Origin of the sequence: Caballeronia sp. NCF2, from assembly GCF_023631205.1 — a bacterium.
In the GTDB taxonomy this organism is placed as follows: Bacteria; Pseudomonadota; Gammaproteobacteria; order Burkholderiales; family Burkholderiaceae; genus Caballeronia; species Caballeronia zhejiangensis.
Map to the genome: position 1 here is coordinate 328,791 of NZ_JALQDN010000064.1, position 23,195 is coordinate 351,985.

At 62.9% G+C, this 23,195-nt stretch carries 23 protein-coding genes; 14 read left to right on the forward strand and 9 right to left on the reverse strand.

Annotated features, from left to right (window positions below):
* The first annotated feature begins 256 nt into the window (after positions 1 to 256).
* The 6 genes from NCS02_RS24600 to NCS02_RS24625 all read left to right on the forward strand — a co-directional run bounded on the left by NCS02_RS24600 (position 257) and on the right by NCS02_RS24625 (position 4,765).
* On the forward strand, positions 257 to 1,204 hold the full coding sequence (locus NCS02_RS24600) for a GNAT family N-acetyltransferase (protein ID WP_250503572.1): 948 nt from the start codon (positions 257 to 259) through the stop codon (positions 1,202 to 1,204).
* A 91-nt stretch (positions 1,205 to 1,295) separates the two neighbouring features.
* Complete coding sequence (gbd, locus tag NCS02_RS24605; RefSeq protein WP_250520032.1) at positions 1,296 to 2,435, forward strand: 4-hydroxybutyrate dehydrogenase; 1,140 nt, start codon at positions 1,296 to 1,298, stop codon at positions 2,433 to 2,435.
* A 112-nt stretch (positions 2,436 to 2,547) separates the two neighbouring features.
* Positions 2,548 to 2,754, forward strand: a complete 207-nt coding sequence (locus NCS02_RS24610) for a hypothetical protein (RefSeq protein WP_008347655.1) — start codon at positions 2,548 to 2,550, stop codon at positions 2,752 to 2,754.
* Between the two features lie 132 nt (positions 2,755 to 2,886).
* On the forward strand, positions 2,887 to 3,798 hold the full coding sequence (locus NCS02_RS24615; protein ID WP_250440861.1) for an urea transporter: 912 nt from the start codon (positions 2,887 to 2,889) through the stop codon (positions 3,796 to 3,798).
* Positions 3,776 to 4,552, forward strand: a complete 777-nt coding sequence (locus NCS02_RS24620) for a class II aldolase/adducin family protein (protein ID WP_250503574.1) — start codon at positions 3,776 to 3,778, stop codon at positions 4,550 to 4,552. The genes NCS02_RS24615 and NCS02_RS24620 overlap by 23 nt, the downstream gene beginning before the upstream one ends.
* A gap of 27 nt (positions 4,553 to 4,579) precedes the next feature.
* Positions 4,580 to 4,765: a 4-oxalocrotonate tautomerase gene (locus NCS02_RS24625; protein WP_008347661.1), complete on the forward strand. Its 186-nt coding sequence runs from the start codon at positions 4,580 to 4,582 to the stop codon at positions 4,763 to 4,765.
* 42 nt (positions 4,766 to 4,807) lie between these two features.
* Here NCS02_RS24625 and NCS02_RS24630 read toward each other — a convergent pair whose 3' ends face one another.
* From NCS02_RS24630 to NCS02_RS24650, 5 genes are all read right to left on the reverse strand, one after another.
* Positions 4,808 to 6,985: a malate synthase G gene (locus tag NCS02_RS24630; RefSeq protein ID WP_250503575.1), complete on the reverse strand. Its 2,178-nt coding sequence runs from the start codon at positions 6,983 to 6,985 to the stop codon at positions 4,808 to 4,810.
* Between the two features lie 249 nt (positions 6,986 to 7,234).
* Positions 7,235 to 9,466 carry a xanthine dehydrogenase family protein molybdopterin-binding subunit gene (locus NCS02_RS24635; protein WP_250503576.1) on the reverse strand — a complete coding sequence of 744 codons (2,232 nt, stop codon included), beginning with the start codon at positions 9,464 to 9,466 and terminating at the stop codon, positions 7,235 to 7,237.
* A 10-nt stretch (positions 9,467 to 9,476) separates the two neighbouring features.
* A complete protein-coding gene (locus NCS02_RS24640) occupies positions 9,477 to 10,484 on the reverse strand; it encodes an FAD binding domain-containing protein (RefSeq protein ID WP_284504386.1) in 1,008 nt (335 codons plus the stop codon).
* Between the two features lie 10 nt (positions 10,485 to 10,494).
* Positions 10,495 to 10,953, reverse strand: a complete 459-nt coding sequence (locus NCS02_RS24645; RefSeq protein WP_008347667.1) for a (2Fe-2S)-binding protein — start codon at positions 10,951 to 10,953, stop codon at positions 10,495 to 10,497.
* Between the two features lie 657 nt (positions 10,954 to 11,610).
* On the reverse strand, positions 11,611 to 12,927 hold the full coding sequence (locus NCS02_RS24650) for an MFS transporter (protein ID WP_008347670.1): 1,317 nt from the start codon (positions 12,925 to 12,927) through the stop codon (positions 11,611 to 11,613).
* Between the two features lie 180 nt (positions 12,928 to 13,107).
* Between NCS02_RS24650 and NCS02_RS24655 the strand changes: the two genes are divergently transcribed.
* The 3 genes from NCS02_RS24655 to NCS02_RS24665 all read left to right on the forward strand — a co-directional run bounded on the left by NCS02_RS24655 (position 13,108) and on the right by NCS02_RS24665 (position 16,370).
* Positions 13,108 to 14,004 (forward strand): LysR substrate-binding domain-containing protein, encoded by an 897-nt coding sequence (locus NCS02_RS24655; RefSeq protein WP_008347672.1) that lies wholly within the window; start codon positions 13,108 to 13,110, stop codon positions 14,002 to 14,004.
* Between the two features lie 95 nt (positions 14,005 to 14,099).
* Positions 14,100 to 15,293: a M20 aminoacylase family protein gene (locus NCS02_RS24660; protein ID WP_008347674.1), complete on the forward strand. Its 1,194-nt coding sequence runs from the start codon at positions 14,100 to 14,102 to the stop codon at positions 15,291 to 15,293.
* Between the two features lie 9 nt (positions 15,294 to 15,302).
* Positions 15,303 to 16,370 carry a M14 family metallopeptidase gene (locus NCS02_RS24665; RefSeq protein WP_250503577.1) on the forward strand — a complete coding sequence of 356 codons (1,068 nt, stop codon included), beginning with the start codon at positions 15,303 to 15,305 and terminating at the stop codon, positions 16,368 to 16,370.
* Here the strand turns inward: NCS02_RS24665 and NCS02_RS24670 are convergent.
* A complete protein-coding gene (locus tag NCS02_RS24670) occupies positions 16,367 to 17,239 on the reverse strand; it encodes an endonuclease/exonuclease/phosphatase family protein (RefSeq protein ID WP_250503578.1) in 873 nt (290 codons plus the stop codon). The genes NCS02_RS24665 and NCS02_RS24670 overlap by 4 nt on opposite strands.
* 173 nt (positions 17,240 to 17,412) lie before the next feature.
* Here NCS02_RS24670 and NCS02_RS24675 point away from each other — a divergent pair, with 173 nt between their 5' ends.
* Entirely contained in the window at positions 17,413 to 17,898 is a 486-nt protein-coding gene (locus tag NCS02_RS24675; RefSeq protein ID WP_175980585.1) for a DUF4019 domain-containing protein, read from the forward strand.
* Between the two features lie 7 nt (positions 17,899 to 17,905).
* On the opposite strand, the gene NCS02_RS24680 is transcribed toward NCS02_RS24675, so the two are convergent.
* Positions 17,906 to 18,211: a high-potential iron-sulfur protein gene (locus NCS02_RS24680; protein WP_034471001.1), complete on the reverse strand. Its 306-nt coding sequence runs from the start codon at positions 18,209 to 18,211 to the stop codon at positions 17,906 to 17,908.
* 384 nt (positions 18,212 to 18,595) lie between these two features.
* Here NCS02_RS24680 and NCS02_RS24685 point away from each other — a divergent pair, with 384 nt between their 5' ends.
* Both NCS02_RS24685 and NCS02_RS24690 read left to right on the forward strand, forming a co-directional pair.
* Positions 18,596 to 18,739 carry a type II toxin-antitoxin system ParD family antitoxin gene (locus NCS02_RS24685; protein WP_250437175.1) on the forward strand — a complete coding sequence of 48 codons (144 nt, stop codon included), beginning with the start codon at positions 18,596 to 18,598 and terminating at the stop codon, positions 18,737 to 18,739.
* Entirely contained in the window at positions 18,736 to 19,035 is a 300-nt protein-coding gene (locus NCS02_RS24690; RefSeq protein ID WP_250437176.1) for a type II toxin-antitoxin system RelE/ParE family toxin, read from the forward strand. Before NCS02_RS24685 ends, NCS02_RS24690 begins: the two co-directional genes overlap by 4 nt.
* An 82-nt stretch (positions 19,036 to 19,117) precedes the next feature.
* On the opposite strand, the gene NCS02_RS24695 is transcribed toward NCS02_RS24690, so the two are convergent.
* Together NCS02_RS24695 and NCS02_RS24700 are read right to left on the reverse strand one after the other, a co-directional pair.
* Positions 19,118 to 19,255: an MFS transporter small subunit gene (locus NCS02_RS24695; protein WP_250503579.1), complete on the reverse strand. Its 138-nt coding sequence runs from the start codon at positions 19,253 to 19,255 to the stop codon at positions 19,118 to 19,120.
* Between the two features lie 21 nt (positions 19,256 to 19,276).
* A complete protein-coding gene (locus NCS02_RS24700; protein WP_008347689.1) occupies positions 19,277 to 20,674 on the reverse strand; it encodes an L-lactate MFS transporter in 1,398 nt (465 codons plus the stop codon).
* A 552-nt stretch (positions 20,675 to 21,226) separates the two neighbouring features.
* On the opposite strand from NCS02_RS24700, the gene adh reads away from it, so the two are divergent.
* Both adh and NCS02_RS24710 read left to right on the forward strand, forming a co-directional pair.
* Entirely contained in the window at positions 21,227 to 22,747 is a 1,521-nt protein-coding gene (gene adh, locus NCS02_RS24705) for an aldehyde dehydrogenase (RefSeq protein WP_250457182.1), read from the forward strand.
* A 56-nt stretch (positions 22,748 to 22,803) separates the two neighbouring features.
* Positions 22,804 to 23,193, forward strand: coding sequence for a DUF779 domain-containing protein (locus tag NCS02_RS24710; RefSeq protein ID WP_033536247.1), 390 nt, complete (start codon positions 22,804 to 22,806; stop codon positions 23,191 to 23,193).
* The last annotated feature ends 2 nt before the right edge of the window (positions 23,194 to 23,195 follow it).

Below are 23,195 nucleotides of genomic sequence, written 5' to 3' on the forward strand. Positions count from 1 at the left end.
GGACGAGAGGACTACCCAAATTGCGTGTGACCGCGGGCGTATCAGTAGCTGCTTTCTTTGCTTACTTTCTTTGCAGCAGCAAAGAAAGTGAGTGCCGCCCCGCACAGGGGCAGTGCTAATAGACCGACGCGATTACAGGATTCCACGAAAGCAGAAGCGAAGCCAGAAGCGAAACCAGAAGCGAAGCCAGAAGCGAAACCAGAAGCGAAACCAGAAGCGAAAGCCGAATACTTGAAGCAAATCCGGAGACTCACCGATGAACATACGTTTCGATCCCGAAGTAGCGGCGACTGTCGAACAATCGCCTGACCGCACGCTGACAGCGTGTCACACCGACGCGTTACTGACGGCCCTATGCGAAATCTACTGCAACGACCCTGAGCGCCGCACGGCAACGATCGCACTTCCACACGTTTCCAACGAAGCCCACCGCACAAGAACCTTCATCGCGCAAGCGCGAAACGAGAACCTGATCGACATCGCACAGCAGCACGAAGATCACCTTCTCCTGACGACATCACGCAAAACGTTCTGGCAAATCGCGCGCCCATGGCTCAAGGCGCCCGCATCGAGCGACACGCTGCTGCGCTATACACAAACCAACGGCGTCTCACATCCGCAAAGACCAACGAACGCCGAAGGCACGATCTACGAACGTCACTTCCCGCAGATCGACATGACCTTCAGCCTGCGCACAGCTGACCCCGACGCCGATTCCGAAGTCTTCAGCGAATGGATGAATCTCGATCGCGTCGCATACTTCTGGGATCAGCGCGGCACGCGCGCCGAACACGCCGCTTATCTCGCGGAACGCCGCGAAGATCCGCACATGCATCCGATGATCGGCTATTTCGACGACAAGCCCTTCGGCTACTTCGAGTTCTATTGGGCGAAAGAAGATCGCCTGGGCCCGTTCTATGATGCAGGCGACTTCGATCGCGGACTGCATCTGCTGATCGGCGATGCGCAGTTCCAGAGCGCAGGCAAGCTCAAGGCATGGTGGAGCGGCGTGCTGCACTACATGTTCATCGACGATCCGCGCACGGAACGCCTCGTTGGTGAACCGCGCGTCGATCATGTGCGACATATCGCTTACATGCATCGCATGGGCTTTTATACGCTGAAGGAATTCGACTTTCCGCACAAGCGCGCCGCGCTCACCGTGATGGAACGCGAAAAGTTCTTCGACGATTTTCGCTTTTGACCGGCGTCGAGGGAAAGTTGTACCGGTAACAGCGCGCTCTTATACTGACGTCACCGCGCTGCCTCCGACCCTAACTTTCCCTCAGACACCCATGCCCCTCATCAACTACATCACGCAGATTCAATTCGATTTCGGCGCGGTGCGCCTGCTTGCGGGCGAGTGCGAACGCATCGGCATTCATCGTCCGCTGATCGTGACCGATGCCGGCATCCGCGCGGCCGGCCTGCTCGACAAGGTGCTCGACGCGCTCGGTTCATCGTCGGCCGTACCCGTGTTCGATTCGACGCCGCCCAATCCGAACGAAGCCGCCGTGCGCGAAGCCGTCGCGATGTACAAGGAGAATCAATGCGACGGCGTGATCGCGGCGGGCGGCGGTTCATCGATCGATCTCGCGAAGGGCGTGGCCGTGTGCGCGACGCACGACGGTCCGCTACAAGGCTTCGCGGTCATCGAAGGCGGCCTCGCGCGCATCACGGCGAAGACAGCGCCCGTCATCGCCATTCCGACGACCGCGGGCACCGGCAGCGAAGTGGGCCGCGGCGCGATCCTGATTCTCGACGATGGCCGCAAGGTCGGCGTGATCTCGCCGCACGTCGTGCCGAAGGTCGCGATCTGCGATCCGGAACTGACGCTCGGCCTGCCGCCGATGCTTACCGCCGCGACCGGCATGGATGCCATCGCGCATTGCCTCGAAACGTTCATGGCGCCCGCGTTCAACGCACCCGCCGATGGCATCGCGCTCGACGGATTGTGGCGCGCGTGGCGGCACATCGAGCGCGCGACGCGGGACGGCTCCGATCGCACCGCGCGCTGGAACATGATGAGCGCATCGATGCAGGGCGCGCTCGCGTTCCAGAAGGGCCTCGGTTGCGTGCATAGCCTGAGCCACTCGCTCGGCGGCATCAATCCGAAACTGCATCACGGCACGCTCAACGCAATCTTTTTGCCGGCGGTGATCGCGTTCAACAGCAGCGCGCCGACGATGCGCGAAGAAGGCAAGCTCGACCGCATCGCGCAGGCAATGGGCCTGAAGTCCGGCGATGAAGTCGGCGGTGCGCTGCGCTCGATGACCGCGACGCTCGGCCTGCCACGTGGCCTCGCTGAACTCGGCGTGACGCGCGAGATGTTTCCGCGCATCATCGCGGGCGCGCTCAAGGATCACAGTCATAAGACGAATCCGCGCGAGGCGTCGAGCGCGGATTACGAGGCGATGCTCGAAACGTCGATGTGAAAAGGGCCGGAGCGCAACGACAGTAACGGCGCGTGATTTGCGGCATTGCAACAGTGAGATAGGGGAAAACCCTTAAGTCTGTTACAATGTCGCAAAGTTTGAGGAACAAATCATGCGCCGCCGCTACGAAGTGCTCGAAAAAATCGCTTTCGCCTTGCTTACACTTTCCGCTGTCATGGACGCCAGCTACATCACCTGGGAAAAACATCCGAATTTCCGCGAAAACGTCACGGAGATCGTGAAGATCAGCGCCGATCTGTCTTTGGCGAACCCGGGTGTAGGCGATTCGACGCCGCTCGTCCCGATGGCGTTCAACTAAGTTTCGGTTTTACCCGGCGCGACACTCGTCGCGCCTTCTGCGTCAAGCCACATACAGGTTATTCGGCCCGCCGCCGCACGGCGCGCGCCGGCTGCTTTATGCTGGCGGCTTTCCATGCCGTCGCCGTCCAGCATGTCCACCGCTCTCCAATCGAACGCCGCCTTCGGCGATCAACTCCGCAGCTTCGCTCGCGCGATGGGACAGATCGTCCTTCAGCGCAACGCCGCGACCGGCGCGCTGCTGTTCCTCGCGGTGCTGAGCGCGAGTCCGCGCCTCGCGTGCGGGCTTCTGATCGGCACGCTGACGGGCAATGTCATCAGCGTGATCGTCGAAAACGACGACGCACCCGCGTTCCGCGACGATCTCTACGGTTTCAACGGCGCGCTTGCGGCGCTCGCCGCATTCACGTTTCTCGACGATGCATCGCGCGCCGCGGCCGTCGCGATCGTCGCGGCGATGTTCGCCACTTTCCTCGCCAACGTGCTTTCGCGCGTGCTCTCGCGCTACCGGTTGCCGATCTTCTCCAGCCCCGCCATCATCGTGACGTGGTGCTGGCTGCCGCTTTTGAGCGAGCGCGGCGACACGGGCGCGATTCCCCAAGTCGCCGCCGGTTTCATTCCAATGCTTCAGGCCGCGTTCGCGGGTCTCGCGCCGATCACCTTCGCGACCGGCGCGCTCGCCGGCGCGCTGATCGCGGCGGGATTGTTCGCGTCGCGGCCCGCGCAGGCGGGCTGGGCGCTCGCGGGCAGTGCGCTCGGCGCCATGTTGCACGCACTCGGCGGTGCAAGTGATGCCGTCGTGCTCTCGGGCGCGTGCGGCTTCAATGCGGCGCTTGCGGCGCTCGCGGCCGCGAAGCTCGGCACGCGTTATGCGCTCGTCGCGATCGTCGCGGCGGTGCTGATCGAGCGCGTGATCGATTGCATCGGCATCGCTGCGTTGACCGCGCCGTTCGTGCTTGCGTCCTGGGCGGTGATTCTGCTCGAGCGGCGTCTGTCCGGATCATCCAAACAAGGAGACTCGCATGTCGTTCACCCACACGCCTGAGCGCAGGATCGCGGAAAGCGGGCCGCGATCGGCAGCCGAACAGGCCACGCGCGTCGATCTCGCGGCAGCGTATCGGCTCGTCGCGCTCAACGGCTGGGACGATGTCGTCTACACGCACATTTCCGCGAGCGTGCCGGGCGAGCCGGGGCGCTTTCTCATCAATCCGTTCGGGCTTTCGTTCGATGAAGTCACGGCGAGCAATCTCGTGAAGATCGATATCGACGGCAACGTAATCGGCGAGAGCGCGCATCCGGTGAACGCGACGGGCTTCGCGCTGCACGGCGCCGTCCATGCCGCGCGGGAGGACGCCGTGTGCGTGATGCATCTTCACGTGCGCGAGGCGATCGCGGTATCGACGCAACCGCACGGCCTGCTGCCCGCATCGCAACACGCGATGCGCTTTCATAGACATCTCGCGTATCACGATTACGAAGGGCTCGCGTTCTCGCCGGCGGAAGGCGAGCGGCTCGTAAAAAGTCTCGGCGCGCATCGTGCGATGTTGCTGCGCAATCATGGACCGCTCACGCTCGGGCGCACGATCGCCGAGGCTTATGTGCTGATGGATATGCTCGTCAAGGCATGCGATATTCAGCTTCGCGCGCTTGCGGGCGTGGGCAAGATGATCGTGCCGACGCCGGAAGTCGTCACGCGCACCGCGGCGCAACTGCATGACGATGACGCCGTCGAAGGCGCGCTCGAATGGCCGGCGCTATTGCGCAAGCTCGATCGCATCGACGCGTCGTATCGCGACTAATACCGCTTTCAAAAGGAGATCAACGCAATGCCGACATTCAACATTCAACTGTTCGAAGGCCGCACGGTGGAAGAGAAGCGCAAGTTCGTCGAAGCGATCACGCGCACGACGTGCGAAACGCTCGGCTGCGAGCCGGGCTCGGTGGACATCATTCTGACGGACGTGAAACGCGAGAACTGGGCGACCGCGGGCAAACTCTGGTCGGAGCAGTGAAAGACAGCGCGCGCACGCCGATTCGTGCGCGCGCTTTGACCGTTACATCGATTCCTTCGCGGCGAGACGGAACTTGTGCAGCAGCGGTTCCGTATAGCCGCTCGGTTGCGTGCGTCCTTCGAAGACGAGCGCGCACGCGGCCTTGAATGCGAACGAACTGTCGAACGCGGGCGACATCGGGCGATAATACGGATCGGCTTCATTCTGCTTGTCGACGACGGCGGCCATGCGTTCGAGCGTCGCGCGAACCTGCTCTTCCGTGACGATGCCGTGACGCAGCCAGTTCGCGATATGCTGGCTCGAAATGCGCAGCGTCGCGCGGTCTTCCATCAGGCCGACATCGTGAATGTCCGGCACCTTCGAGCAACCGACGCCCTGATCGACCCAGCGCACCACATAACCCAGAATGCCCTGCGCGTTGTTTTCGATTTCGTTCCTGATGTCGTCTTCCGACCATGACGGCTTGTCGACGACGGGAATCGTCAGCAAGCCATCGAGCAACTCGTTCTTCTGACTTTCGTAGTCGACGCTTTCGAGTTCCTGCTGAACCTGTTGCACGTCGACCATGTGATAGTGCAGCGCGTGCAGCGTGGCCGCGGTGGGCGAGGGCACCCATGCGGTGTTGGCGCCTGCCTTCGGATGCGCGATCTTCTGTTCGAGCATCGCGTGCATCAGATCGGGCATCGCCCACATGCCCTTGCCGATCTGCGCGCGACCGCGCAAGCCAGTGTTCAGGCCGACGAGCACATTGCTGCGTTCGTACGCGGCAATCCACTTCGACGACTTCATGTCGCCCTTGCGCATCATCGGGCCGGCTTCCATCGACGAATGCATTTCGTCGCCGGTGCGGTCGAGGAAGCCCGTATTGATGAATGCGACGCGCGCGCCCGCCGCCGCGATACACGCCTTGAGGTTCACGCTCGTGCGTCGCTCCTCGTCCATGATGCCCATCTTGATCGTGTGACGCGGCAGGCCGAGCAGGTCTTCGACGCGCGTGAAGAGCTCGTCCGCGAACGCCACTTCGGCGGGGCCGTGCATCTTCGGCTTCACGATATAGATCGACCCCGTGCGCGAGTTCATCTTGTTCTTGAGATCGTGCATCGAGCCGAGCACGGTCATCACCGCATCGAGGATGCCTTCGGGAATCTCGTTGCCATCTCGGTCGAGCACCGCGGGATTCGTCATCAGATGGCCGACGTTGCGCACGAACAGCAGCGAACGTCCGTGCAGCTTGACGGTTCCGCCGTTCGGCGCGGCGTACTCGCGGTCCGGGTTCATCGCGCGCGTGAAGGTCTTGCCGTTCTTCGTGACCTGCTCGGCGAGATTGCCTTGCATCAGGCCGAGCCAGTTGCGATAGAGCTGCGTCTTGTCGGCGGCATCGACGGCCGCGACCGAATCTTCGCAATCGATGATCGTGCTCACGGCCGCTTCCATCAGCACGTCCTTCACGTGCGCCGCATCGGTCTTGCCGATGAAGTTGTCCGCGTCGATCTGAATCTCGAAGTGCAGGTCGTTGTGCTTGAGCAGAATCGCGGACGGGTCTTTCGCGTCGCCCTGAAAGCCCGCGAACTGCTCGGCGTTCGCAAGGCCGGTCTTGCCGCCGTCCTTCAGCGTGACGACGAGCTTGCCTTGCTCGACGCTGTATTTGGTCGCGTCGGCGTGCGAGCCGTGATCGAGCGGGGCGTTGTCGTCGAGGAACGCGCGCGCATAGGCGATCACTTTCGCGCCGCGCTTCGGATTGAACTGCGCCGCGCGCTCGGCGCCGTCGTTTTCGTCGATGGCATCCGTGCCGTAGAGCGCATCGTAGAGGCTGCCCCAACGCGCGTTGGTCGCGTTGAGCGCATAGCGCAGATTCGAGAGCGGCACGACGAGTTGCGGGCCAGCCTGCTCGGCGATTTCGCGATCGACATTGGCGGTGCTGGCCTTCACATGCGCGGGCGCGGGCACGATATAGCCGATCTCTTCGAGAAACTTGCGATAGGCGCGTAGATCGCGCACGGGGCCGGGGTTGCTGCGATGCCAGTTGTCGAGCTCGGTCTGGAGGCGGTCGCGTTCGGCGAGCAGTGCGCGGTTCTTCGGCGCGAGATCGTGAACGATGGCATCGAATCCCTTCCAGAAGGACGCGCTATCGACGCCCGTGCCGGGGATGGCTTCTTCGTCGACGAACTTCGCGAGATTCGCGTCGACCTGCAGGCCGTGTTGTTTGATCATGTCGTTCATGGGCACTCCGGCTGAGATGGCTGCTACACAGGGGTTTGGGGAATGGGCTGGTGCCTATGGTAGCGCGTCTTGGGGGAGGGGCGAAGCGTGGGGGAGGTGCAATGCGCGTGCCTGGACGGGCCGCCCGTTTAGCGTCCCGTGAGGGCGGGGTAGCCGTCGACGGATAGCGTTCTCAGTGCATCGGCCCGGCCTCGCGCAAACAAACCGCGCGAAAAACCGGGCCGCTCGAACAGCGCGACGAGACCGACGCTACGCCTTCAACAAATCCTCGATCATCACCGGCAGCTTTCGCACACGCACGCCCGTCGCGTGATACACGGCACCCGTAATCGCCGCCGCGATGCCCGCCAGCCCGATCTCCGCGATGCCGCGCGCGCCCAGCTCGTTGAAGACCGTATCGGGATAATCGAGAAACGTGACGTCCATCTTCGGCGTATCCGCATTGGTCGCGACGACGTAATCCGCGAGGCTGCTGTTCACCGGCGCGCCGCTTCGCTCGTCGTATACCGTGTGCTCGAAAAGCGCCATGCCGACGCCCATCACGACCGCGCCTTCGATCTGATTACGCCCCGCGCGCGGATTCAGGATCTTGCCCGCATCGATCACGGTCACGACGCGGCTCACGCGCAGACGCGCGGTCGCCGGCTCCCACGTCACCTCGGCGAAATGCGCGCCATACGAATGGATCGACCAGTCCTTCTTGAGCGGATCGTCGAAGCCGCCTTTCGCGCTGCCGCTGCCCGATGCCGCATGCAGTTTCGCCGCGTCGAGAATGCGCGCGAACGGCACGCCGCTTTCCGGCGCTTCGTTCTTGCGATGCACATGTCCGTTGCTCATCGCAAGCTCGTCGGCCTTCGCGCCCGCGAATGGCGATCCCTCGATCTTCGCGGCGCGCGCCAGCAGCGTCTTGATCGCCTCGCGCACCGCATCCGATACCGCCGGAATCACCGATGCCGTCGCCGCCGATCCGCCCGAAACAGGACCGAGCGGCAGCGCCGTATCGCCGAGGCCGACTTCGATCTTGTCGAGCGGGATGCCCGTATGTTCCGCGACGATCTGCGCGAGGATCGTGTACGTGCCCGTGCCGATATCCTGCGTGCCGCACGCGACGCGCGCGGTGCCGTCCGCACGAAGATCGACCGTCGCGTCCGCCGAGAAGCGCAGCCCCGGCCAACTGCACGCGCCCACGCCCCAGCCGAGCGTGAGGCCGTCGCGCTTCATCGAGCCTACGTCCGGCGTGCGCTTCGACCAGCCGAATTTCTCCGCACCGGTCTTCAGGCATTCGACGAAATGCCGCGACGAAAACGGCAAGCCGCTGCTTTCATCCACTTCGGGCTCGTTGCGCAGGCGCAGTTCGACCGGATCCATCTTCAACGCAATGGCCAGCTCGTCCATCGCCGATTCGAGCGCGAAGAGGCCGGGCACCGCGCCGGGTCCGCGCATCGACGTCGGCGAGCCGACATTGCGTTTCACCGTGCCGCCCGTCACGCGCAGATTGGGCGTACTGTACATCGAAGGCGTCGCTTCGCCGCAATCTTCCGTGTAATCGTCGGCGATGGCCGCGTGATTCACGAAGTCATGCCGTAGCGACACGAGCTTGCCGTCCTGCGTCGCCGCGAGCCGCACGCGCTGCTGCGTGGTCGGCCTGTGCCCGACGTTCTGGAACATCATCTTGCGCGAGAGCACGAGCTTGACCGGGCGCTCCAGTTGGCGCGTCGCGGCCGCGGCGAGCAGCGAATGCGGCCACATCCACAGCTTGCCGCCGAAGCCCGAGCCGAGATAGCGCGAAATCACGCGCACTTTCTCTTTCGGCAGGCCCATCATCTGCATCAGCGTGCCCTGATGATTCGCGACCGCCTGGCTCGTTTCGTAGAACGTGTAGCTCTCGCCGTTCCAGTGCGCGATGGTCGCGTGCAGCTCGATCGGATTATGCGTTTCGACGGGCGTCACGTACGTTTCATCGATCTTCACGGGCGCATCGTCGAACGCCTTGTCGGGATCGCCGCGTTCGCTGTGTGTGTCGAGCTTGTCGCCGGCATCGAGCTTTGCGCTCACATCGTGCGGCGTCTTGTCGTAACTGACCTTGACCGCGGCAGCCGCGGCGCTTGCCGCTTCGAACGTCTCCGCAACGACGAGCGCGACATACTGCCCGTAATAGCGAATGATGTCGTCTTCGAAAGGCGGACGGTTTTCATCGACGTAACCGGTATCGATCGAGTTGCCGGCGATGCGATAGAAGCGGCCGATATTGCCGCGATGAAGAATCAGCTTCACGCCGGGCATCGCTTGCGCGGCGGCGAATTCGAGCGACGTGATCCTGCCGCTCGCGATGGTGCTGCCGACCGGCACGGCATGGAGCATGCCGGGCAGATCGACGTCGGTCGTATAGGTCGCGCGGCCGCAAACCTTCTGCGGTCCGTCGATGCGCGACTGAGGCCGTCCGATGAATGCGGACGGTTTGATATCGGGCGCCGTGGACATGTCGCGATCCTCAGGAAGTTTGCGTGGTAACGAGCTTGAGCGTATGAACGATGCAGCGCCTGGACAACTCGACCTTGAAGCCGTTCTCGCTTTGCGGCTTCGCATCGGCGAGCGCAGCATCGGCAGCGCGTTTGAACGTGGCTTCATCGGGCGTCGCGTTCATCAGCTCCTTCTCCGCTTCGCGCGAGCGCCACGGCTTCGTGCCGACGCCGCCGAGCGCGACGCGCGCATGCTCGATGCGCCCGTCCTTCACGCCGATCACGACACCCGCCGACGCCAGCGCGAACTCGTACGATGCGCGATCGCGCAGCTTCAGATAAGCCGAGCGCGCGCCGTCGACCGGCGGCGGCAACGTGACATGCGTGACGAGATCGCCGGCATCGAGCACGTTCTCGCGATCGGGCGTCGTGCCCGGCAACAGGAAGAACTCGTCGATGGGGATCGCGCGCTTGCCGCCCGTGCCTTCGACGTGGATCGTCGCTTCGAGCGCCTGCAACGCGACGCACATGTCCGACGGATTGCTCGCGATGCACGATTCGCTCGTGCCCATGATCGCCATCATGCGATTGAAGCCCTGAATCGCGGAGCAGCCGCTGCCGGGCTCGCGCTTGTTGCACGGCGAGGTCGTATCGCGGAAGTACACGCAACGCGTGCGCTGCAGGATGTTGCCGCCCGTCGTCGCCATGTTGCGCAACTGCACCGACGCGCCCGCGAGCACCGCTTGCGACAGCACCGCATAACGATCGCGGATCAGCGGGTGATGCGCGAGATCGGAGTTGCGCGAAGTCGCGCCGATACGCACGCCGCCGTCCTTCGTTTCCTCGATCTTGTCGAGCGGCAAACGGCTGATATCGACGACGCGCATCGGCCGCTCGACGTTGAGCTTCATGAGATCGAGCAGCGTCGTGCCGCCCGCGAGAAAGCGCACTTCGGCGCCTTGCTGCGCGGTATGCGCGAGCGCGCCCGCATTAATCGCGTCGCGCATGTCGCGCGCGCGAGAGAGCTGGAACATATCCATGTCGCTCTCCTTATTTCGACGACGGCTTGTTCGCGCGCACCGACTGGATCGCGCTGACGATGTTCTGATACGCGCCGCAGCGGCACAGGTTGCCGCTCATCGCTTCGCGCACGTCGTCGTCGCTCGGGCCGATCGGTTCATCGAGCAGCGCGACCGCCGACATCAACTGGCCGGCCGTGCAGTAGCCGCACTGATAGCCGTCGCATTCGACGAACGCGGCCTGCAACGGATGCAGTGCCTCGATTTCGCCGATGCCTTCGATGGTCGTGACGGTGTCGCCCTCGCACGCGGCGGCGAAGCACAGACACGAGTTCACGCGGCGTCCGTTCACATGAACGGTGCATGCGCCGCATTGGCCGTGATCGCAGCCTTTCTTCGTGCCGGTCAAATGAAGATGCTCGCGCAATGCATCTAAAAGCGTGGTGCGGGGGTCGAGGGAAAGCGTTTCGCTGCGGCCGTTGACGGTCATGGTGAAGCTGACGGTCGAGTCGCCTGCGGGTGCGGCTTGAAGCGTCTTGTTCGGTGTATCGGCGTGCGTGGTTTTCGATTGGGGGATGGGACGTTGTGGCATCGGGCAATCTCCTGGAATTGCGCAGCAAGCTGCTGCACGAATGCGGCGATGAAGCGGCGGAACATGAGAGAGGCGAAGATGCGGCGAAGCGTGTCGCGCGCCGGTGGCGCGGAGGAACGGCGGCGAAAAGGGTCTGCGCGGCGGCGCAGGACTTTCGTGCGCCGGCAATGCGGCGAAAGACGACACTCAGCCAGTATAGGCATCCGCCGCGAAACTTTCTCGATCGAAAGCCCGCGCGGGCCGCGAGATTCTGAAGGGGCACGAAGCATGCCCGCAGCCGATGAAAGCCTTCAGTGCGAAATCAGGCCGCGCGCGAAAACGGAAAGGATGGACACGCCGACCGTCGTGAAGAGAACGAGCACGACGAGGATCACGATCATGCGGAGAATCATCTGCATCGCGTCGCTCCAAAAAAAATGGCCGCTTGCGCGGCCGGAAGGAGGGTGGGTCGGTCAGACTTCAGATTAAGCGCGCTTCCTTAAATCAGACTTAAGCGTGCGCGACTTCCATGCGGGCCGTCCATTCTCCTTCCTTTGGGAACGGGATGCAGCGAACTTACCGCAGCGCCTCGCTGTATCGGTCGCGCAGCGGGAAGATCGTCACGAGCGCGACCGCGCTGCCGAAGATCACGTAGTAGCAGATCGACAGCGGATCGCCCGTGGTCATCGTGAGCCATTGCACGATCGCGGGCGCGAAGCCGCCGAAGATCATCACCGCGACGTTGTAGCTCACCGAGATGCCGGTCGAACGCACGCTCGAAGGAAGCAACTCGGAGATGAACGCGGGATAGCAGCCCTGAAAGATGCCGAGATAAGTCATCAAAAGCGCCTGACACACGATCAGCATCGGCAGGCTCGGATGCGCGGTGAGCACGGCGAAGATCGGATATGCGGTGACGAGCGACAGCGTGAGCGCGGTCGCCATCAGCTTCTTGCGGCCGATACGGTCCGAGAGCCGGCCGAATATCGGACAGCAGACGAGATAGACGAGCGCGCCGATCGTCGAGCTGATGAGGCCGTCGGTGAGCGCCATGTGCAGCACGCGCGTAGCGTGCGTCGGCAGATACAGCAGGAAGATGTACGTGCCGATGGTGCCGAACACCGTCAGGCCGAAGCCAGCGAGCACGGACATCCAGTGTTTCGTGGCGGTATCGCGGATCGGGCGTGTGCTCAGTTCGTTCTTTTGCGCCTTCTCGACGAAGACCGGCGATTCATCGAGCTTCGAGCGCAGATACAGGCCGACGGGCACGATCAGAAGACCGATCACGAACGGAATGCGCCAGCCCCAGCTATTCAGATGTTCGGGACTCAGCGTGCGCGTGAGCACGGCGCCGAAAAACGAGCCGGCGAGACTCGCGGCGGCCTGCGCGACCATCTGGAAGCTGCCGAAATAACCGCGCTTGTTGGCGGGCGCGTATTCGACGAGAAACGCCGTCGCGCAGCCGACTTCGCCGCCTGCGGAGAAGCCCTGAATCAGGCGGCCGAGCAGCATCAGCAAGGGCGCGGCGATGCCGATTGCCGCATAAGTCGGCGCGAACGCGATGATCGCGATGCCGACCGCCATCAGCGAAATCGTGAGCGTGAGCGCTGATTTGCGTCCGACGCGATCCGCGACCGCGCCCAAGACGATGCCGCCGAGCGGACGCGTCAGAAAGCCGACGCCGAAAGTCGCCCAAGTCGCGAGTAGCGAAATAGTGGGATTCGTTGCGGGAAAGTACAGCTTGGCGATGATGACGGCGAAGAAGCCGTAAACCATGAAGTCGAACCATTCGAGCGCGTTGCCGATGGTCGATACGACGATCGCTCGTCGGCCGGAAAGATTCGATGCGGCGTTTTGTTCGGCCGCGTGCGCTGCAGGTAGTACGGTGCTCATCGAATGTACTCCATGAGGTTTTCTCGTTGACGACATCCGCTTCTCGGATGACTCGCTTCGAACGGAGCGAGCCGCTGCAACACGCAAACATTACGCCGAGTTGAAATAAGAAAATATAGAATTTCTGAACTGACACACAAGCAAACCTGATCGAACGATCCGGGATAACCCTCACGCACGATGAGCAATATCCGCTTTTTGCGCACGTTTATCGCTGTCGCGCGTTACGGTTCTTTCGCCGCCGCCGCGGAAAAAGTCGCGCTCACGCAGGCCGCCGTCAGCATGCAGATGCAGTCGCTCGAAGACGATCTGAAGCGGCCGCTGTTCGATCGCGTCGGGCGCACGAACCGGCTGACGAGCATCGGCAAGCAGGTGTTGCCGCAAGCGGAGCGCATCGTCGCGCTGTACGACAGCATGCGTCTCACCGGTCTCGATGATGAAATCGCCGGATCGGTTTCCATCGGCGCGGTCGATTCGGCGATGGGCGCGCTCGCATCCGTCGTCACCGAATTGAAAGGTCAGTATCCACGGCTCGATGTGCGGCTCTTCACCGGCAAGGCGCTCGCGCTCGCGCCGCAAGTCGAGGCGGGCGAGATCGATGCGGCGGTGATCGTCGAGATGGCGGGCAAGACGCCGGCGAGCCTCAACTGGACGCCGCTCTATTCGGAACCGCTCGTCGCGATCGGTTCGCCGGGCGCCGTGGCCGCGAATGCCGCCGAGATGCTGGCGAGCCGTCCGTTTCTGCGCTTCGATCGCGCGCAGCGCACCGGCGCGCTGATCGATCGCGCGTTGAAGCACAATCGCCTCGCGGTGAACGAGTTCCTCGAACTCAATTCCCTCGAAGTGATCGTCGAGCTCGTGCGGCAGGATGCGGGCGTCTCGGTCGTGCCGTTGCTCGAATACGGCTCGTGGGCGAGCGATCCCGCATTGCGCGTGATATCGCTTGCGAAGAACACGCCGCGCCGTGTCGTCGGCATGCTGGAGCGCAAGATCCACGATCGTCACGCGGTGATGAGCATCGTGCAGGAACGCATACGGATGCGTTCGCACGGCGCGATCGAGCCGAGTGAAAGCTAAAGCTTTCCTTAAGTCACGGACAAGGAATATCAGCTTTCCCTGTGAATTGCGGCCATCGACAATGCTTCGGTCACTCAACAACGCAAGAGGAAAGCATGTCGATCATTCCCGAGATCGCGCAGTCGCGCGACGAGATTCAGGCCATTCGCCGCGATATCCACGCGCATCCCGAACTCTGCTATGAAGAAGCGCGCACGGCGGAACTCGTCGCTCGGAAGCTCGAAAGCTGGGATATCGAAGTGACGTGCGGACTCGGCAAGACGGGCGTCGTCGGCGTGTTGAGGAAAGGCGCGAGCAAACGTGCGATCGGCCTGCGCGCCGACATGGACGCGTTGCCCATTCCCGAGCTGAACACGTTCGCGCACGCATCGCGCCACGAGAACAAGATGCATGCGTGCGGTCACGACGGACACACCGCGATGCTGCTCGGCGCGGCGCAATATCTCGCGAAGCATCGCGACTTCGACGGCACCGTCGTCTTCATCTTTCAGCCTGCCGAAGAAGGCGGCGGCGGCGCGAAAGCGATGATCGAAGATGGCTTGTTCGAGCGCTTTCCGGTCGATGCCGTGTTCGCGCTGCACAACTGGCCGGGCATGCCGGCGGGCGGATTCGGTGCGCGCGTCGGCGCGACGCAGGCATCGAGCAACGAGTTCGAGATTCGTATCGAAGGCGTGGGCGCGCATGCGGCGATTCCGCACGATGGCGTCGATCCCGTGTTCACCGCGCTGCAGATCGGCACGGGCCTGCAGAGCATCGTGACGCGCAACAAGCGGCCGATCGACGCCGCCGTGCTCTCGATCACGCGCATGCAGGCAGGCCACGCGGTCAACGCGATCCCGACGACCGCGACGCTCGCGGGGACCGTTCGCACGTTTTCCGTCGACGTGCTCGATCTCATCGAGACGCGCATGAAGGAGATCGTCGCGGCGACGGCGGCCGCGTATCGCTGCAAGGCCGAAGTCAGTTTCGTACGCAACTATCCGCCGACGGTGAACACGCAAGCGGAAACGGACTTCGCACTCGGCGTGATGCGCGATGTCGCCGGCGCGGACAAAGTGAACACGAACGTCGATCCGACGATGGGCGCGGAGGACTTCTCGTACATGCTGATGGAGCGTCCCGGTTGCTATGCGTATATCGGCAATGGACTGGGCGCGCATCGCGATCACGGTCACGGAATCGGACCGTGCATGCTGCATAACAGCAGCTACGATTTCAACGACGATGTACTCACGCTAGGCTCGACGTATTGGGTGCGGCTCGTCGAGAAGTTTCTCGCACGCGTCTGAGGAGGCGACATGTTTTCATCGACGTATCGCGAAGCACGCCAGAGATTTCTCGATACCGCCGCCGCGCGAAAACTCGCTGTCGATACGCGCGTGCTCGAAGGCTTCGATGGTCTGGAAGGCGAGACGCTCGCAACCGATGTCGTTCGCATCGGTCCCAAAGATGCAAAGCGCCTGCTCGTGCTCACGTCCGGCACGCACGGCGTCGAAGGCTTTTGCGGCTCGGGCGCGCAGATCGCGTTGATGCGCGATGAAGTATTGCCGGCGTTGATGGACAAGCTCGACGTCGCAATGCTGCTCGTTCATGCGATCAATCCGTATGGCTTTTCCTATCTGAGCCGCACGACGGAGGGCAATGTCGATCTGAATCGCAACAGCGTGAATTTCGATGCGCCGTTGCCGCAGAATCCCGGCTACGCGGAACTGCACGACTTGCTGATTCCCGCGAGGTGGCCGCCCGACGAAGCGAATATCGCGGCGATTCGCGCGTATATCGGCAGGCATGGACAATGGGCTTATCAGCAAGCGGTCACAACCGGTCAGTACACGCATGCGCAAGGCATGTTCTATGGCGGCGCGGAAACGGCGTGGAGCACGCGCACCATGCGCAATCTGCTCGCGGAATACGGCGAGACGTGCACGGCGATCGGCTGGATCGATTTTCATACGGGACTCGGGCCGAGCGGCTTCGGCGCGAAGATATGCGTCGGCGATGTCGCGCGTGCGCGGCGCTGGTGGGGCGCGGACGTGACGAGTCCGTCGGATGGCACGTCGATCGCGGCCGATGTAGCCGGTCCGTTGCTCGATACGTTGCGGCAGACGTGCGCCCATGCGGCGATCGCATCGATCGCGATCGAGTACGGGACGGTGCCGCTCACCGACATGCTCGACATGCTGCGCGCGGACGTCTGGGTGCGTCATCATCCCGATGCGCCCGACGCATTGAAAGCCGGCATTCGCCGCCAGATTCGCGCGGCCTTCTACATCGACGACGATATCTGGCGCGGCATGATCGCGGGTCAGGCGCGCGCTGCCGTGTTGCAGGCGCTATACGGGTTGTCGCGCGAAGAGGGCGCTTAATGCAGTTCGAGCCACATCGGCTGATGATCCGATGAACGGCTCGACTGATCCGCTTCGCATCCGGCGATGCGCGCCTTCAGGTCTTCGCTCACGAAGATGAAGTCGCATGCGAACGGGCCGTCGGGCCACTGGTCGCGATCGTACAGGCCGACGGTGGCCGCGCGCGGCTCGTTCGGATGCGCGCAAGTCCATGCATCGACGAACGCGGGCGCATCGGCAATCGGTTCGAGCATCGCGCGATACGCCGATCCATCGAACGCGCTGTTGAAGTCGCCGCAGACGATGGCGGACACGGGCCGCGCGGTATCGGCGAACGGGCTCGCCTGACTCTCGGCCTTCGCGGGCTGACGCTCGTGCGCGCACGCTTCGGCGTGAAGCTCGCGCAGACGCGCGACTTGCGCGAGACGTTGCTTCTCCGAATAGAACTCGAGATGCGTGCTGACGATGCGCAACGATCCGACGTCGGTCTCGATGACGGCTTCGAGCGCGACGCGAAGCATCGACGGCTTCGCGGGATCGGCAGGCCACGGCAGCGAATGGCGCAACACCTGGCGCACCGGCAGACGGCTCACGATCGCGTTGCCGAACTGACGGCGCGCGATGCCCGCACCGACCGGCGGAAGATCGGAGCCGATTCCGTCGATGACCGTCGCGCCGGGAATCAGCGCTTCGAGCTCGGCGAACTGGTCGGCGCCGGGGCCGCCTTTGAGTCCGCCGGCCTGCTCGCTTTCGTGAAAGCCGCGCGTCACTTCCTGCAGACAGAGGACGTCGAAGTCGTGCAGGGCTTTCGCCTCGGCGACGATGCGCGCGAGATCGACGCGGCCATCCACGCCGCGTCCCCATTGGATGTTCCAGTCGACGAGTCGCATGGTGAACCTCGACGGTAGCGTCGGATGTTGACGTTCGCTATTCCGGCAGCAAGGCGTGTGCTTGCCCGGCAACGGACGCCGGAACTGCCAAATTCTGAAAATAAGTATTTCTTACCGTAGGCAGCGTGGGCGGCGATACAATCGGCGCCAAAGAACCTCACGTCGTCCGAATCATGAAAGCAAGCATCCGTTTTTCGCTGGCTGCGTTCCTGCTGATATCGAGCAGCATTGCGTGCCACGCTCAGGAAACTCAATCTTCGACGACTCGTTCGCTCACGAAGGAGCAGCAGGCCGCGCTCGACAAACAGGATCAGGACATCGCGCAGGTTGCGTCGCAGATCATCGCGTTGATCGATCAAAACCGGGCGGGCGACGTGTGGGACCAAGCCTCGCCCATCGCAAAGCAGATCATTTCCCGCGACGACTTCATGAAGAAGGTCGCGCGCGACCGTTCGCCGCTCGGCGCGCCGGGACTGCGCATGCCGATGGGCGTCAAGCACTACCGTTATGACGGCACGGGCAACATGCCCGCGGGCGCGTACATCAACATTCTCTTCGACACTCAGTTCGGCCAGGCGAGTCAGTCGTCGCGAGAAATGGTGACCTTCATTCTCGACTCGGACAAGGTCTGGCGTTTCGTCGGCTATTCGGTGCGCTGAAGCCGCGTCACATGTTCGTCCACGACGAGCACCATCCTTTTCCGGCTACCAGCTTGTCGCCGAAGAGCGTGCAACCGCCCCAGGCATCGCTCGCTTTGCCCTGATACAGCGAGCAGTTCGCGCAGGTTTGATCGGCGGCGAAGTTCGGGTACTTCGCTTTGTCCACTTTCGCGGCGTTCTCCTTATAGCCGACGGCGACCGCCGCCGGATCGGATTCGCTTAAGTGCGGCGCATCGGCGCGTGCTCGCGAGAGCCATAGCGCCGTGCCCGCGCCGATGCTGACAACCATGAAGTTGCGGCGGGACGTGTTCATTGTCGTGGACCGGTTGTTCGTATGTGGGATGTCGTCGCGCGCTCTCGGGCGCTAGTCGAACGATACGCCCACGTTGGCGAATCGAACGAGCGGTCGGTTTCCTCGGTCATCGCGCCGCCAACGTCGTTCATTGCATCGCGCTAAACCTTTGCGGGCGCGTGCCGTAAATCAGGCCAGAACGTAGTTGCAATCGTGTGGATCACCCCTGCGGCGCCCCGGCCGCGGATCAATTCGAAGGAGAACAACCGTGAGTGAACTCGACTGGATGATGGCCGGCGTTTATATGGCAGCGCTTGTGTGCGGCACGCTTTTCATGAGCGTCCTCGCGCGCCGCAGCTTGAACAAGGTGGAGGATCGCGGGCACTGAGCATCCCGGAAGCATCGGTGCACGACGTCCCCGTCGCTGGCGAACAGGAAGCGAAGCTCGATGCGTTGCGCTCGGCGCTCGAAGCCGGCGAGCGCTCCGGCCCCGCCAAGCCGCTGGATTTCGATGCCTTCATCGCTCGCAAGCGCAAGTCCGCTCGGTGAGGCAGTGCGTATTCACGCCTGCCGCCGTCCAGGATCTGGACGGCATCTGGGACTACACGTTCGAGAAGTGGGGGCCGGCTCAGGCGGAGCGCTATCTGCGCATGATTCAGGACACAGGCACGGGACTCGGTAAGGGCAGACAACGCAGCCTGTCCGAAGAACACGTTCGGCCCGGTTATCGCAAGGCGCTCGTCGGAATGCACGTGCTTTTCTTCAAGGAGGCCGCGGACACGATCCAGATCCTGCGCGTTCTCCATCAGATGGATTTGCCCGCTCATCTCGGCGAAGCCGAATAGCATTGACGTCAAGAAACAAAACGCGCGCCGTGAGCCGATTCAAACATCGGCCATCCGGCGCGCGTGGACTTCACCTACAGAATTACTGGAACAGCTTGACGGCCTGCGAGAGCGTATTGGTCACGCCCCATGCGAGCGGAATCAGCACGTAGGCCCAGAACACCAGGAGCAACCCCGTGTTCGACGGATGCACTTGCTGAGTTTCGATGCGGTCGTTCATCGCGGATCTCCTCGTTGATTCCTAGATTGCGGTCTGCGCCGACGTGTTCATGTGATGCTTCTCATGCACGCGCGAGACGAGCAGATTGCAGACGAAGCCGATCACCAGCAGCGCCGCCATGATATGCAGCGTCATCGTGTACGCCTCTGCGCCCACGACGCCGTGCGAAACCTGGAACGCGCGCACGTAGTTGACGAGCACCGGACCCGCGACGCCCGCCGCCGCCCACGCGGTGAGAAGCCGGCCGTGAATGCCGCCGACGAAAGCCGTGCCGAACATGTCGGCGAGATACGCGGGAATCGTCGCGAAGCCGCCGCCGTACATCGAAAGGATGATGCCGTACGCCAACACGAAAAGCGCGATATTGCCGGAGCCCGCGAATTGCGGCACAAGGAAATACAGCACCGCGCCGAGCGTGAAGAACACGAAGTACGTATTCTTGCGGCCGATCCAGTCCGACGCCGACGCCCACGCGAATCGCCCGCCCATGTTGAAGAGCGACAGCAGCCCGACGAAGCCCGCCGCCGCGCCCGCCGTGATCGACGCCTTGAAGCTTTCCTGAATCATCACCGACGCCTGGCCGAGCACGCCGATGCCGGCCGTCACGTTCAGGAACAGCACGAGCCACAACAGATAGAACTGCGGCGTCTTCAGCGCCTGATCGATATGCACATGGTTCTTCGTGATCATCTTGTTGGACGTCGCGGGCGGCGTCCAGCCAGCCGGCTTCCAGTCCGCCGGCGGGATGCGGATCGCGAGCGCGCCGATCGTCATCGAGATGAAATAGAGCACGCCGAGCACGAGGAACGTCTCGGCAACGCCCGAGCTCGTCGCGCTCTTGAAGTGGTTCATCAGCGCGACGGAGCCGGGCGCCGCGATCATCGCGCCGCCGCCGAAGCCCATGATCGCCATGCCGGTCGCCATGCCGCGACGGTCCGGAAACCAGCGTATCAGCGTCGAAACCGGCGACACATAGCCGAGCCCGAGCCCGATGCCGCCGATCACGCCATAGCCGAGATACAGCAGCCAGATCTGATGCAGATAGACGCCGAGCGCCGAGACGAGAAAGCCGCCGCCGAAGCAGCAGGCCGCGGTGAACATCGTGCGGCGCGGGCCGACTTTTTCCAGCCACTTGCCCGCGAATGCCGCCGACAAGCCCAGAAACACGATCGCGAGCGAGAAAATCCAGCCGAGCGTGGTCAGCGACCAGTCATCCGGCGCGGACTTCGTGATACCGATAACCTTCGTGAGCGGCGCATTGAACACCGAGAACGCATATGCCTGCCCGATGCACAGATGAACAGCCAGCGCGGCGGGCGGCACCATCCAGCGCGAAAATCCGGGCCGGGCGATAGTCGCCTCCTTGGAAAAGAAATTTGTCGGGCCGTGGGCGGCCCCTTGATTGATTGTGCTGTTCATTGTGGTCTCCGTGGCGCGTCATGCATGCACGTGCGCGCACATCGTTTACTTTGACGTGCCGTCCGGGGTCGCCGGACAGCAGCCCGCCGTGGTCATGCGCTCGGCGATACGGTCCGCATCGCGCGCTCGCAAGGCCATTTCGCGCCGCTCACATGCGATGGAACCACATATAGATGCGACGCTTTGCCACGGTTGGGCATGACCATAGACAACTGCGATGCCCTTTGCAATATGAACACTCGTGCCATAAGCGTTTGCCCGCAGCGTGTCTGTGGTTTGCGCCACGCTCCGCGCGCATTGCGGAGGCGATGACGTCCGCCGATGCCGCTGTACCGCATCGCTACAGAGCGGGGCAGGTGTTCTGAATGTGAACAGGTCCCATCGCCCTCGTACAAACCCTGACGATGTGCCGCGAAACCGCATGACGATGCGGCTCGCGCGGGCGTCGCATCGTGCCGCGCGCGATGGCATGGAACTCGCAAACAGAAGCGACCGGCGCCGGACATCGGCAGTGCCGGCCCGTTCACGTCGACATGCGAGGAGCACATAGAAATGAATCACGCGGAGATGCAGTTCCTGAGCACCGAATATCCGTACAAGAAGCAGTACGGCAACTTCATCGGTGGCAAGTGGGTGCCGCCGACGGGCGGTGAGTATTTCGACAATATTTCGCCGATCACCGGCGAGCCGTTCACGTCGATTCCGCGTTCGCGCGAAGCCGACATCGAAGCCGCGCTCGACGCCGCGCACGCAGCGAAGACGTCGTGGGGCAGAACCTCCGTCACCGATCGCGCGAATCTGCTGCTGAAGCTCGCCGATCGCATGGAGCAGAACCTGTCGCGTCTCGCGCTGGCCGAATCGATCGATAACGGCAAGCCGCTGCGCGAGACGATGGCCGCGGACATTCCGCTCGCGATCGATCACTTCCGCTATTTCGCGAGCGCCGCGCGTTCGCAGGAAGGCGGCATTTCGGAGATCGATCACGATACGGTCGCGTATCACTTCCACGAGCCGCTTGGCGTCGTCGGGCAAATCATTCCGTGGAATTTCCCGATCCTGATGGCCGTGTGGAAGCTCGCGCCCGCGCTCGCGGCCGGCAACTGCGTCGTGCTGAAGCCGGCCGAGCAGACGCCCGCGTCGATTCTCGTGCTGCTCGAAATCATCGAAGACCTCTTGCCGCCGGGCGTGCTCAATGTCGTCAACGGCTTCGGTCTGGAAGCGGGCAAGCCGCTCGCATCGAACAAGCGCATCGCGAAGATCGCTTTCACCGGCGAGACCACGACGGGCCGACTCATCATGCAGTACGCGAGCCAGAACCTCATTCCGGTGACGCTGGAACTGGGCGGCAAGAGCCCGAACATCTTCTTCGAAGACGTGCTCAACGCCGACGACAGCTTCTTCGACAAGGCGCTCGAAGGCTTCACGATGTTCGCGCTGAATCAGGGCGAAGTGTGTACGTGCCCGTCGCGCGCGCTCGTGCAGGAATCGATTTACGAGCGCTTCATGGAACGTGCGCTCAAGCGCGTCGCGGCGATCGCGCAGGGCCATCCGCTCGATACGAAGACGATGATCGGCGCGCAGGCTTCGCAGGAGCAACTGGAGAAGATCCTGTCGTACATCGATCTCGGCAAGCAGGAAGGCGCGCAGTGCCTCTCCGGCGGCGAGCGCAACACCTTCGACGGCGAACTGAAGAACGGCTATTACGTCAAGCCGACGGTCTTCAAAGGCCACAACAAGATGCGTATCTTCCAGGAGGAAATCTTCGGGCCGGTGCTTTCGGTGACGACGTTCAAGACCGAGGAAGAAGCGCTCGAGATCGCGAACGACACGCTGTACGGTCTCGGCGCGGGCGTGTGGACGCGCGACGGCACGCGGGCGTATCGCTTCGGCCGCGCGATTCAGGCGGGACGCGTGTGGACCAACTGTTATCACGCGTATCCGGCGCACGCGGCGTTCGGCGGTTACAAGCAATCGGGCATCGGCCGTGAGAATCACAAGATGATGCTCGACCACTATCAGCAGACGAAGAACATGCTCGTCAGCTATAGCGACAAGCCGCTCGGCTTCTTCTAAAGCGTGTGAGGCCGCCGCTGCTTCCCGCGGCGGCCGATCAAACCGACGGTGACATCATGAGCGAACAGGAAGTGCAGCGCGTGACCGCGACGCCCGCCGCCATCGACTTGATCGAAAGGCTCAAGGCCGAGCATGGCGAGGTGCTGTTTCATCAATCCGGCGGATGCTGCGACGGCAGCGCGCCGATGTGCTTTCCAGTCAGCGAATTCATGGTCGGCGGCTCGGACGTGAAGCTCGGCGCGATCGGCGGCGTGCCGTTCTACATGACCGAATCGCAGTACGAGTACTGGCAGCATACGCAGCTCATCATCGATGCCGTGCCGGGCAATGGCGGCATGTTTTCGCTGGAACGCCCGAGCGGTTTGCGCTTTCTTACGCGCTCGCGTCTGTATAGCGACGAAGAGAACGCGTGGCTCGACAGGCATCCGGTCGAGCACGTGAGCTGAGC